Origin of the sequence: Streptomyces sp. JW3, assembly GCF_052216785.1 — a bacterium.
Classification (GTDB): Bacteria; Actinomycetota; Actinomycetes; order Streptomycetales; family Streptomycetaceae; genus Streptomyces.
Genome location: NZ_JBQOUX010000003.1, coordinates 1 through 11,481, shown reverse-complemented (window position 1 = coordinate 11,481; position 11,481 = coordinate 1). Strand labels below are relative to the sequence as shown.

Annotated in this window: 10 protein-coding genes; 6 read left to right on the top strand and 4 right to left on the bottom strand. The window is 73.8% G+C overall.

Annotated elements, in window-relative coordinates; genetic code table 11:
• Window positions 1-43: 43 nt before the first annotated feature.
• Genes ACTT8P_RS02270 through ACTT8P_RS02260 form a run of 3 tightly spaced genes read right to left on the bottom strand, consistent with a single transcriptional unit; the run spans window position 44 to window position 2,951 of the window.
• Window positions 44-919, bottom strand: a complete 876-nt coding sequence (locus tag ACTT8P_RS02270) for an ABC transporter permease (protein ID WP_442829787.1) — start codon at window positions 917-919, stop codon at window positions 44-46.
• Window positions 919-1,845 (bottom strand): ABC transporter permease, encoded by a 927-nt coding sequence (locus tag ACTT8P_RS02265; protein WP_442829786.1) that lies wholly within the window; start codon window positions 1,843-1,845, stop codon window positions 919-921. The genes ACTT8P_RS02270 and ACTT8P_RS02265 overlap by 1 nt, the downstream gene beginning before the upstream one ends.
• A complete protein-coding gene (locus tag ACTT8P_RS02260) occupies window positions 1,842-2,951 on the bottom strand; it encodes a LacI family DNA-binding transcriptional regulator (protein ID WP_442829785.1) in 1,110 nt (369 codons plus the stop codon). The genes ACTT8P_RS02265 and ACTT8P_RS02260 overlap by 4 nt, the downstream gene beginning before the upstream one ends.
• 225 nt (window positions 2,952-3,176) lie before the next feature.
• Between ACTT8P_RS02260 and ACTT8P_RS02255 the strand changes: the two genes are divergently transcribed.
• The 5 genes from ACTT8P_RS02255 (at window position 3,177) to ACTT8P_RS02235 (ending at window position 8,206) form a co-directional block, all read left to right on the top strand.
• Window positions 3,177-4,052 carry a phytanoyl-CoA dioxygenase family protein gene (locus ACTT8P_RS02255; protein WP_442829784.1) on the top strand — a complete coding sequence of 292 codons (876 nt, stop codon included), beginning with the start codon at window positions 3,177-3,179 and terminating at the stop codon, window positions 4,050-4,052.
• Between the two features lie 4 nt (window positions 4,053-4,056).
• Window positions 4,057-4,971 carry an AraC family transcriptional regulator gene (locus tag ACTT8P_RS02250; protein ID WP_442829783.1) on the top strand — a complete coding sequence of 305 codons (915 nt, stop codon included), beginning with the start codon at window positions 4,057-4,059 and terminating at the stop codon, window positions 4,969-4,971.
• Between the two features lie 392 nt (window positions 4,972-5,363).
• Complete coding sequence (locus ACTT8P_RS02245; RefSeq protein WP_442829782.1) at window positions 5,364-6,104, top strand: FHA domain-containing protein; 741 nt, start codon at window positions 5,364-5,366, stop codon at window positions 6,102-6,104.
• Window positions 6,101-7,441 (top strand): protein kinase domain-containing protein, encoded by a 1,341-nt coding sequence (locus tag ACTT8P_RS02240; RefSeq protein WP_442829781.1) that lies wholly within the window; start codon window positions 6,101-6,103, stop codon window positions 7,439-7,441. Before ACTT8P_RS02245 ends, ACTT8P_RS02240 begins: the two co-directional genes overlap by 4 nt.
• Window positions 7,442-7,573: 132 nt before the next feature.
• Window positions 7,574-8,206: a TetR/AcrR family transcriptional regulator gene (locus ACTT8P_RS02235; RefSeq protein WP_442829780.1), complete on the top strand. Its 633-nt coding sequence runs from the start codon at window positions 7,574-7,576 to the stop codon at window positions 8,204-8,206.
• Between the two features lie 24 nt (window positions 8,207-8,230).
• Here ACTT8P_RS02235 and ACTT8P_RS02230 read toward each other — a convergent pair whose 3' ends face one another.
• Window positions 8,231-10,195, bottom strand: coding sequence for a LamG-like jellyroll fold domain-containing protein (locus ACTT8P_RS02230; protein ID WP_442829779.1), 1,965 nt, complete (start codon window positions 10,193-10,195; stop codon window positions 8,231-8,233).
• Between the two features lie 261 nt (window positions 10,196-10,456).
• Between ACTT8P_RS02230 and ACTT8P_RS02225 the strand changes: the two genes are divergently transcribed.
• Window positions 10,457-11,481 (top strand): (2,3-dihydroxybenzoyl)adenylate synthase (locus tag ACTT8P_RS02225; protein WP_442829778.1); only part of this gene is annotated, 1,025 nt, incomplete at its 3' end.

Below are 11,481 nucleotides of genomic sequence, written 5' to 3'. Positions count from 1 at the left end.
TCCTGTCGATCGGGGACGATCAGGGGCGATCAGGGGCGGTGGGTCAGCCGTCGCGGCCGCGCCCGTAGCGGGCGGTGAGCTGGTCGCCGAGGATGCCCACGTTGACGATGAGCAGGGACAGGGCGATGCCCGGCAGGGTGGAGATCCACCAGTGCGTCTCCAGGTACTCCTTGCCGCCGGCGATGGTCTGTCCCCACGACACGCTCGACGGCGGCAGTCCGATGCCGAGGAAGCTGAGTCCCGCCTCCGCCAGCACCACCAGCGCGAACTCCAGGGTGGCGAGGGCGACCACCGGTCCCACCGTGAACGGGAGCACGTGCCGGGCCAGGACGGTCCGGCCCGGCACGCCCAGCACCCGGGCGGCGTCGACCCAGGGCCGCTCCCGCAGGGAGAGCGCGATCCCGCGGGTGACGCGGGCGAAGGTGATCCAGCCGGTCGCCGAGAGCGCGAGGACGACCAGCAGGGCGCTGCGCCGGAAGGCGCCCGCGATCACGATCGCCAGCAGGATCGCGGGAAAGGCCAGCAGGATGTCGAAGACCCGGGCGAGCACGGCGTCGACGGCGCCGCGGAAGTAGCCGGCGACGGCGCCGAGGAGGACCCCGACCAGGCAGGACAACCCGACCGTGGACACGCCGATGAGCACCGCGGTCCTGGCCCCGTGGACGATCTGGGCCAGCAGGTCGCGGCCGAGGCCGTCGGTGCCGAGCCAGGCCGTGCCGCCGTCGGCCGTCCTGGCCCCGGGGGACAGCAGCCGGTCCTGGAGCGAGGTGTGCACCGGGTCGTAGTCGATCAGCAGCGGTCCGACGGCGGCGGTCAGCAGATAGCAGCCCACGATCAGGGCGGGGATCCGGGACAGCAGCGTGCTCCGGGTCAGCGGCGCAGCGGCCGGCAGTGCGCCGGCGACGGTGAGGTCGGCCATCAGACGGCTCCCGTCCGGATCCGCGGGTCCAGCTGGGCGATGAGCAGGTCGGCCACCAGGTTGAGGACGACGACCAGGCCGGCGATCAGCAGGGTGGCCCCCTGCACCACCGTGTAGTCACGGTTGGCCACCGCCTCCACCACGAGCGAGCCGAGGCCGGGCCACGCGAACACGTTCTCGACGATCACGGCGCCGCCGACCAGCGCCCCGACCTGCACACCCACCACGGTCACCACCGGGATCAGCGAGTTGCGCAGGGCGTGGCCGATCAGTACCTGCCGCTCGGTCAGCCCCTTGGCGCGCGCGGTACGGACGTAGCCCCCGCGCATCGTCTCCACGAGACTGGTCCGGGTCAGCCGGGCGATGATCGCGACGAACGGGAACGAGAGGGTGACGGCCGGCAGCACCAGGTGCTGGGGCGTGCCGACCCCGGAACTGGGCAGCACCCGCAGGCTCAGGGCGAAGACCAGCACCAGCATGATGCCGATCCAGAACGTGGGGAACGACTGGAGGGCGATGGTGCAGGCCGAGACCACCCGGTCCAGCGGCCCGCCCGGCCGGCCGCCCGCCAGCACGCCGAGGGTGAGTCCCACGGTCACCGCGATCACCGTGGCCGTCGCGGTGAGGTCGATGGTGGCGGGCAGCCGGTCCAGGACCGCGCCCATGGCGGGCCGGCCGAGCCAGTGCGACTCGCCGAAGTCGAGCCGGCCGACGTCACCGAGGTAGCTCAGGTACTGCGCGCCGAGCGGCCGGTCCAGGCCGAGCGTGGCCCGCACTTCGGCGAGCTGGCCGGGGGTCGCGTCCGGGCCGAGCAGGACCGTCGCGGGGTCGCCGGGCGCGGCCCGGACGATGAGGAAGATCAGCGAGGCGGCGCCCCACATCACGAAGACCCCGATGAGCAGCCGGTGCGCGATCATGCGGATCATGGCTTCGGCCTCCCGTCCGGCCGGAGCGGGAACGGGACCGGCCGGGTGCGGGCCGGACCGATCGAGTCACCCGGTACGAAGGCGCAGGGCACCGTCAGCCGGCGCGGCTCGGGGGTGTCCTGGTCGAGCAGTTCGACCAGGACCCGGACCGCCTCCCCCGCCATCCGGGCCCGGGGCAGCGAGAACCGCGTCCAGTCCCGCGCCTCGGGGGTCCACCCCGGTGGGTCGCCCAGCAGGGCCAGTGAGCAGTCCGCCGGGAAGCGGACCCGTTCCGTGTCGGCCAGCACCGCCAGCGCCCCGGTGAGCCGGGCGTCCTCGGTCGGCTCGACCAGCACGGCGGTGCTCCCGAGCCCGTCGATCCAGCCCGCCAGCCGCTCGGCCGTCAGCTCCGCCGGATCGGTCAGTACCCGCACCAGCGCCTCGTCCTGTGCGAGGCCGGCCTCGGCCAGTCCGCGCCGGTATCCCTCGGCCCGGTCCCGGGTGGGCTCGCCGTCCTCCTGGGCGCGCAGATACAGGATGCGCCGGTGGCCCAGGCGGGCCAGCTGAGCGACGAGTGCGGCGGTCGCCGCGACGTAGTCGGCCGCCACGTAGGAGAGTTCACCGCCGTCCACCTCGCGGCGTCCGACGAAGACGACCGGGAAGTCCTCGCGGACCAGCGCGGACAGCTCCTCGCGGCGGACGTTGCGGCCGAGCAGGACACAGCCGTCCGCGATCTTCAGCCGGTTGGTCCCGCCGGCGTAGATCGACCGCTCGGCCCGGGCGGCACCGGAACAGAACAGCAGCAGGTCGTACCCCTGCCGGGCGGTTTCCTCCTCCACGCCGAGCAGGAACGGGTAGTAGAAGTCGCGCTGGTCGGTGGGGAAGACCGACTCGAAGGTGTAGAGGCCGAGCAGCCGGTTGCGGCCGCCCTTGAGACTGCGCGCGGCGACGTTGGCCGCGTAGCCCAGTTCCTCGGCCGCGGCCAGCACGGCCCGGCGGGTCGGTTCGGCGATCTGCGCACTCGTCGCGCCCCCGCTGATCACCAGCGACACCGTGGCCTGGGAGACCCCGGCGCGCTGGGCGATGTCCCGCTGGGTGGAGCGTCGACGTCGTTCGGGAGGAACCATGAGCACTCCCGGTTAATACGTATTAGCGACTGCTGAGCGACGGTACTCGGCTCCGGAGAATGCCGTCAATAGTCGTGAACCGGCGGTCCCCGGACAGCTTCTGACCGATCATCAAACATCTCGGACTGACCGGATTCGCCATCCGGGTGCCCGGACGGGCCATGGCGCCCGGCGGCGGTGTTCCGGACCATCGGGAGTACGGCCCACCACGGAAAGGGGAATCCGATGAGCGTCCACACCCGTCCGGAGAGCACCGGGGGCACCCTGGCGGCCCGCTTCGACCGGGACGGCTACGCGGTGCTGCCGAACGCCCTGACACCGGACGAGGTGGCCCGGCTGCGGGCGGAGACGGTGCGGATCTGCCGCGGCGAGCGGGGCGCCGTCGCGGGGGCGCCGCCGGCCGCCGGGGAGGAGAGCGACGACGACACCGTACGGAAGTTCCTGTGCGTGCACTATCCGCACAAGCTGTCCGCGCTGATGCTCGACACCATGCGCCATCCCGCCGTGGTCGGACCGCTGACCGAACTGCTCGGTCCGGACATCAAGGCGATGCAGTCGATGCTGTTCGTCAAGTCCGAGGGCAGGCCGGGGCAGGCGTGGCACCAGGACGAGATGTTCATCCCCACCCGGGACCGGTCGCTGACCGCCGCCTGGCTCGCCCTCGACGACGCGACCGTCGACAACGGCTGTCTGTGGGTCCTGCCGGGATCGCACCGGTCCGGCGTCATCCACCCCAACCGGCGGCACGACGACGCCCGTTACGACTGCACCGTCGAGTCCTACGGCTTCCCGTACGACGAGGCCGACGCCCGGCCGGTCGAGATCGCGGCCGGGTCGGTGCTGCTCTTCAACGGCTATCTGCTGCACAAGTCGCTGCCCAACACCGGCCGGCACGGCTTCCGGCGGGCCCTGGTCAATCACTACATGCGCGCCTCGTCCCTGCTGCCCTGGGCACCCCCCGGCGAGGACGTCCCCATGGCCCAGGCGGACTTCCGGGACATCGTGCTGGTCGCGGGCCGCGATCCGTACGCCTACAAGGGCACCGCCGACCTCCGGGTGCCCCGGGTGCGGCCCGACCGGTCCGGGGGTTGCGAGCGGTGAGGCCGTGACGGACCGCGCCGGCCTCGTCCGGGCCCACTCCCCCGCGCTGCTGACCCGGCTCGGTCCCGCCGTCGCCGACTACCCGCCCGGGTCGGTCTTCGGCCCCAGGGACGCGCGGTCGCACGAGTTCGTCTGGCTGCTGCACGGCAGTGCCCGCTGGGTCTGCGGCGGGCTGACGGTGCCCCTGACCCCCAGCGTGCTGCTGCTCGTGCGGCCCGGAATGCGCGACACCTTCCACTGGGACCCGCACCGGCCCACCCGGCACGCCTACACACACTTCCGGCTCTGCCCCGCCGCGGGGGGCGCGGACGTCCCCGACGACACCGGTTGGCCGGTCGTCCGGGAGCTGACGGGGCGGGGCGATCCGCTGGTGGCCCTGTGCCAGTACCTGCTGACCCTCGGGGCGGCCCGCGCGCCGGGCTGGGAGCGGCACGCCGAGGAGACCCTGCGGCTGCTGCTCTTCACCTTCGTGCACGGCACCGGTCCGCACCCGGGCGACCGGACGCTCCCGGAGCCGCTGGCCGCCATGACGGCGGCGGTCCACGCCCACTGGTCGGACGGAGTCGCCCGGCCGCTGGACCTGGCGTGGCTGGCGCGGGCGGCCGGGGTCTCGCCGAGCACCCTGAACCGGCTGTGCCGGCGGCGGCTCGGCGTCAGCCCGGTGGCCGGGATCGAACGACTCCGTCTGACCAGGGCCGAGCCGCTGCTCTGGCTGAGCAACCTCTCGCTCGGCGCCATCGCGGCCCAGTGCGGCTTCGCCGACGCGTACCACTTCTCGCGGCGCTTCCGCGCGGTCTACGGCATGTCGCCGAGCGCCTTCCGCCGCATTCCGCCCGAGTCGGCGCCGCCGTCCCCACTCACCCACAGCGCGCTGTCGGAGCTCCGGCCCCTGCTGCCTCCCGCGCCGCCGGGCGGATGACGCGCCTTCGCCCACGCGGTCCGCGGGTCGCCGCACGCGCCGAGGCGGGCGGCGGGGCGGGCCCGCGGCCGGTTCCCCGGTCCAGTCCGCCGGCCCGTCCAGCAACCGGTCCGCGGCGACGCGGTACTGAGCGTGCTGTGGGTCGCGGGACCGGGCCTGCCGCGCGTCCGGGAGCCGCCCGGAGCCCCGTCCGTGCCGTCCCCGGTCGCCCGACCATCGCCCAACTGCCGGTAATCGCACACGCGTTGCCGCGTTCCCGCACTCCCGTTCAGGGACTCGCCGTGGCTCCGGCAAAGCTTCGCCCCGTCGGTGAACGCCCATACCCTGCCCCTCGTCGGACTGGGGACGCGCCCCGCGTGCCCCCATGGCGTCGGAGAAGGGGGGACGGCTCCGTGTACAGCGTCATCGTGGTACCACCGCCGGGCGGCGGCGCGGGCGGGCAGTTGCGGATCGCCTGCGGTGAGCGGCTCGCGTTCGGCAGGGCAGCGGCCGGCGACGGCCTGACGATCGGGCACGAGGGGGTGTCCCGGGTCGCCGGGGAGATCACGGCGCAGGGGAACTTCTGGCTGCTGAGCAATCTCAGCGAGCACCAGACCTATGTGGTGGAGAACCCGGAGGGCGCGGGGGAACACATCAAGGTGGCGCCGGGCCGGATCGAGGCGCCGGTGCCGTTCGAGTTCTCGCGGGTGGTGCTGCCCGCCGCGGGCGATCTGCTCGCCTTCGACGTGTGGGCGCCGCGGCACGTCTTCGGCAGTGTGGCCCGGCACGGTCTGACCGGACCGCTGACGGCCCCGGCGTTCACCCTGGACCGGACCAAGCGGTACTTCGCGGTCCTGACCGCCCTGTGCGAACCACGGCTGCGCGGCGCGCCGCACGCCCCGCTGCCGGTGGTCGAGGAACTGGTGGAGCGGCTGCGGCCCCTCTGGCCGGCGGTCAGCCGCTCGGCCGTCTACTGGAACATCGACTACCTGGCCGTCAAACTGCGGCTGCGGCCCGGCCCGGACGCGGCCGAGCCCGGCCGGCGGCTCAACGGCAAGAAGGAGTCGCTGGTCTCGCTGGCGCTCCGGTTCGACCTGGTCCGCGAGGACGACCTGACCGTGCTCGCCCCGGTCCCGGGCGAGGTGGTCCGATGACCGGGCAGCCGTACGCCGTGCGGGTCCCGCGGGGTTACCGGATCGGTTCCTGGGAGGTCCGCGAACCCCTCGCCTCCGGCGCGTTCGCCACGGTCTACGCGGGCGGCCGGATCGGCGACGCCCGGCCCGGCGCGCCCCGCCGGGCGGCCCTGAAGTTCCTGCCCACCGGCACCCGCACCCCGCGTCAGCTCCGGCACCTGGGCGAACTGGCCGAACGGGAAGTGGAGTTACTGGGCCGGCTGCGTGCCCCGCGGCTGATCCGGATGTACGAGACGCTGACCGTCGACGACCCCGGCCACCCGGAGCTCGACGGCGCCACGGTCCTCGTACTGGAGCGGGCCGAGACGTCGCTGGACGCCGTACTGGACCGGGAGCCGCGGCCGGCGGCGGGGCCGGCGCTGCTCGCCCAGGTCTGCGAGGGGCTGCACCAGCTGCACCACGCGGGCTGGGTGCACGGGGACCTGAAACCCGCCAACGTGCTGCTGCTGAGCGACGGGTCGGTGCGGCTCGCCGACTTCAACATGGCCACCGAGCTGGAGGGCACGCACGGCTACGCGCCCGCCTTCGCGACGCCGGACTACACCCCGCCCGAGCTGCTCTGGCCGGAGATCGACGAGCGGGGCACGCGGGTGCGGCCCTCGGCCGACGTATGGGCCTTCGGGGTCCTCGCCCACACCGTGCTGACCGGCACCTTCCCGCTGCCCGGCGGCACCGCCCAGGCCCGCTGCGCCGCGGCCACCCGGTACGCGCGCGGCGCGGAGGAGCTGCGGCTGTCGCCCGCGCTCCCGGACGCCTGGCGGCCGGTCGTCACCGGCTGTCTCGCCCGCACCCACGCCGGACGGGTCACCACCGAGGCCCTGTTGCGGCAGGTGGAGCGGGCGGCGGGCGCCGCGCCGTCGGCCAGGCTGCCGCGGCTGCGGCCCCGGCGGTGGGTGCGGCCGGCCCTGCTGGCGGTGTCGGCGGCGGCCCTGCTGGGCACGGCGACGACGGTGGCGTACACCCTGCGGGACCCGGCCGGCCCGGTGTCGGCGGCCCCGCCCACCTGCGAGACGCCCGGTGTCTACGAGGACGAGACGCACGGCCGCGGCTACACCGCGGGCTGGAGCGGCACCTGGGACTTCACCGTCCAGCGGGGCGACGGCGGCAGCCAGGTCCGGGAGCTCCAGTGCCTGCTGCGGCATCTGCACGGCATCACCGAGGTCGGCGCGGTGGACGGCGACTTCGGGCCCCTCACCCACGGTGCGGTGGTCGCCTTCCAGAAGGGGGCCGGGCTGGCCGCGGACGGCGTGGTCGGGCCGCGGACCTGGCAGGCGCTGCGGAAGTCGGCGGACGTCTGACGGTCCGCCACCGCCACCGTCTCCCGGCCGGAGACGGTGGCGGTGGCCCACGCCACGGTCGGCGTAATACCGGGACCCGGCCGGCCGGCGGGAGGACCCTGTGGCACAGCGACCCCCTCTGAAGGAGAGACCGTGACGGACCCGGACCAGCACTCCCCCTTCCCGGACGCGCGGGAGGACGACGACCGGCTGCTGCGGCGCGCCGCGGGCGCCCTCCAGCAGGTGCAGCCCAGGGCGACGATGGCGCAGATCGCCCGGGAGATGGGCATCGCGCCGGCGGCGCTCTACCGTCGCTTCCCCACCAAGGAGGCGCTGCTGCGGGCGCTGGCCGCGTCCTTCTTCGAGGGGCTGCTCCGGCGCTGCGAGGAGGCCCGCGAGCTGCCCGCCGACCGGCAGCTGGAGCACTTCCTGCGGACGGCCGGCCTGCACCTGGCCACCAGCCGGCGGGTGCTGCCGTACGCCTTCGGGGAGATGTCCCTGCCGGAACAGCGCCGGCGCGTCTACGCGGTCATCGCCGAGCTGCTGACCACCGCGAAGCAGGCCGGCGCCGTCCATCCGGATGTCGCGCTGGCCGACATCGGGGCCGTGGTCTGGGGCCTGCGCGGGGTGATCGAGTCCGTCGACGGCATCGCTCCCGACGCCTGGGAGCGGCACCTCGACGTGGCGCTGGCCGGCCTGCGCAACCCGCGTCTCACCTTCTCCCGCCCGCCGATGGACGCCGGGCAGCTCGACGACGTGATCCGCAGGCGGCGCCCGGCGGAGTAGCCGCCAAGGGCCCCCGAAAGCCCTCTAGGCGTTCATGAACTGGCTCGGCGCCAGTGCCCGCCCGCTGATCCGGACGTCGCCGATGGTGCCGTGGAACACCTGGCTGACCGCGTCGGCCCACTGGTAGCCGCCCAGCAGGAACGGCAGGCCGAGGGCGGTCAGGCCGACGGCCCTGCTGGTGGGGTTGCGGCCCTCCTCGCAGCCGTTGACGTAGAGCTTGCTGACGCGGCCGTCGTTGACGACGGCGACGTGCCACCACTGGTCCTTCTGGAGCAGGTGGCTCCACGCGGTGGTGGCGCCGTCCTGGTTGAGCGGGTAGGCGTTCCACTGGAGTTCGATGGAGCTGGACAGACCGAGGTTGAGGACGGGTTCCTGCGCGGTGGCGGTGGGTCCGTTCTTGCCGGCCGCGGCGGCCGTGCCGGCCCGGCTGAGCATCGCCGACCAGCCGTTGCGGCCGCCGTCCCAGTCGGCGGGCACCTTGAAGAAGACCTCGAAGGTGTAGCCGTGCGCGAACGTCTCGCGGTTGATCGGGGCCTGGTCGACCGTGCGCAGATAGCTGCCGCTGACCGGGTTGCCCTGCCCGGCGAAGACCAGGCTCGCGTGGCCCGGCTGGTCGGGGTGGTGGTCGTCGGTGCGGACCAGGGCGTGCGCCGGGGTGCCGGGGACGGTGCGCAGTTCGAGGTCGTTGCCGTTGCCCGTCTGGTCCTTGACCACCGTGCCGGCGGTAACGTCGGTGCCGGCCGCGTCCTCGTCGAACCGCCAGTAGGCGAGCGTGCCGGGCAGCAGCATCCGGCGGGCCGGGCGGGCCCTGCGGTCCGGCACCGGCGCGAAGCCGGCGAACCGCGCGTCGAAGTCGATCTCCATCGAGAACCGGTCGACGGCGGAGGTCAGCTCCAGCTCCTGCGCGGCCAGCGCGTTCAGCTCCTCGGCCGCCGCCAGTTCGCGGATCCACGGGGAGAAGGTGGCCACGTCGATCCGGCCGCGGTCCAGGTCGAAGCGGTACGAGCGGATCATGCCGGCGCCGCCGTAGTACCGGTCCTGGTAGTTGGTGATGTGCAGGTGCACGTCGTGCCCGGCGTCGTTCTTCAGGACGGTGCTGCCGGGCGGCCAGTAGTGCCCGTTGAGGGTGAGGAAGATCTGGTCGTTGCCCTTGATGAGCCCGTCCCACAGCTGCTGCCCGTACTCGGACAGGCCGGCCGTGCCGTCGTCGTAGGAACCGACGATCTCGTGGGTGGTGACGATCACCGGCAGCGTCGGGTTGTCCGCGATGACGGCGTTGGCCCAGGCGAAACCGGACTCCGACAGCCGCCAGTCCAGGGCCAGCAGCAGCCACTGCCGGCCGCCGGCCCGGAAGATGTGCGCGGTGTTGTAGCCGTCGGGGCTGGAGGAGTGGTGGCTGGGCCGCTTCCTCGCCCGGGCGACGCTGAAGGTGTCCAGGTAGGGGGTGGCGCCGCGCTGGTCGTCGTCGCCGACGTCGTGGTTGCCGGCCAGTACGCCGTAGGAGGCGCCGGCCCGGTCCAGCAGGTCGAACACCTCGGTCGCGGCGGCGTACTCCTCGGCGAGGCCGTTGTTGGTGACGTCGCCCAGGTGGGCCAGGAAGACGATGTTCTCGTCGTTGCCGCCGGCCCGGCCCGCCGGGTCCAGGACCCAGCGGAAGGACGCCGCCACCGGGGCCGGGTGGATGCGGTCCTGGTCGAACATGTACTGGGTGTCGGGCATCACCACGACGGTGAACCGGGGGTCGTCCGGGTCCGGACGCCAGGTGCCGCGCGGGCCGCGGGGCGCCGTGGTGCGACCGTAGGGGTCGTCGTCCGCGGACGCGGGTGCCGCTGCCGCGACCGCCGCCGGCAGTACGGCCGCGCCCGCGCCGAGCGCGCTCGCCCGCTGGAGGAAGGCGCGGCGGCTCGACGCGGCGACGCCGTCGCCGTCGGGGTCCGCGGTGACGGGGCACGCGCAGCCGGGGGTGTGCGCGTCGGTGGGTCTGGCCATGATGTCGCTCCCGTGCTCGCTCTTGTTCGGTCTTGTTCGCCCTTGTTCGAACGGGGGCACGCTACCGAGGGTTCGCGAACGACAGGCTTGGCGCCGGGTACCGGATATCGAACGCTCCGCCAACAGCCGCACGACGCCCCGTGGACCGGCCCGGGGCGGAAAGCTATGGTGAGGCTCGCCTAAGTTGAACCGGCGTTCCACCGGGCCGGAGTACCGAGCCGCCACGTTCCGTACGTTCCCGCACGCTGTTGGAGCCTCCCTGTGACCCTCACTCCCGGTGTGGACTCCCCCACCTGGCCCGCCGAGTTCGCCGAGCGCTACCGCGCGGCCGGCTACTGGCGCGGCCGGACCTTCGGCGGCATGCTCCGCGAGCGCGCCGCCGCCCACCCCGACCGGATCGCCCTGATCGACCCGGCCCCGGTACGCCGTACCTGGACCTACCGGCAACTGGACCAGCGGGCCGACCGAATGGCCGCCGGGTTCGCGGCCCGCGGGATCGGACGCGGCGACCGGGTCGTCGTCCAACTGCCCAACATCGGCGAGTTCTTCGAGGTGGTCTTCGCGCTGTTCCGGATCGGCGCGCTGCCGGTGTACGCGCTGCCCGCGCACCGCGAGACGGAGATCGGCTACTTCTGCTCCTTCACCGAGGCGGTCGCGTACGTCGTCCCGGACCGGCACGACGGGTTCGACCACCGGTCGCTCGCCGGTCTGGTCCGCGAGCGCACGGCCGGCCTGAAGCACGTGTTCGTGGTCGGTGACCCGGGCGAGCACACCCCGCTGAGCGAGGTGCCGCGCGAGCCGGCCGGGCCGTTCGACGGGCCCGCGCCGCACGAGCTGGCGTTCCTCCAGCTCTCCGGCGGCACGACCGGTGTGCCCAAGCTGATCCCGCGCACCCACGACGACTACCTGTACTCGGTGCGCGGCTCCGCCGAGATCTGCGGGGTGGACGCCGGCACCCGCTTCCTGGTCGCGCTGCCCGCCGCGCACAACTTCCCGATGAGCTCGCCGGGCTGGCTCGGCGCGCTGTACGCCGGTGGTACGGCCGTCCTGTGCCCGAATCCCGGTCCGGCCACCGCGTTCGGGCTGATCGAGTCCGAGCGGGTCACCATGACGGGGCTGGTGCCGCCGCTGGCCCTGGTGTGGACGGAGGCCGCGGCGCGCGGCGGCCACGACCTGTCGAGTCTTCAGCTGGTGCTGGTGGGCGGCGCGAAGTACAGCGAATCGGCCGCCCGCCGCCTGGAACCCGCCCTCGGCTGCAAGCTGATGCAGGTCTTCGGCATGGCGGA

Coding starts and splice junctions, on each gene's coding strand:
- ACTT8P_RS02270 (WP_442829787.1), bottom strand. CDS start 919: ATGGCCGACCTCACCGTCGCCGGCGCACTGCCGGCCGCTGCGCCGCTG.
- ACTT8P_RS02265 (WP_442829786.1), bottom strand. CDS start 1,845: ATGATCCGCATGATCGCGCACCGGCTGCTCATCGGGGTCTTCGTGATG.
- ACTT8P_RS02260 (WP_442829785.1), bottom strand. CDS start 2,951: ATGGTTCCTCCCGAACGACGTCGACGCTCCACCCAGCGGGACATCGCC.
- ACTT8P_RS02255 (WP_442829784.1), top strand. CDS start 3,177: ATGAGCGTCCACACCCGTCCGGAGAGCACCGGGGGCACCCTGGCGGCC.
- ACTT8P_RS02240 (WP_442829781.1), top strand. CDS start 6,101: ATGACCGGGCAGCCGTACGCCGTGCGGGTCCCGCGGGGTTACCGGATC.
- ACTT8P_RS02230 (WP_442829779.1), bottom strand. CDS start 10,195: ATGGCCAGACCCACCGACGCGCACACCCCCGGCTGCGCGTGCCCCGTC.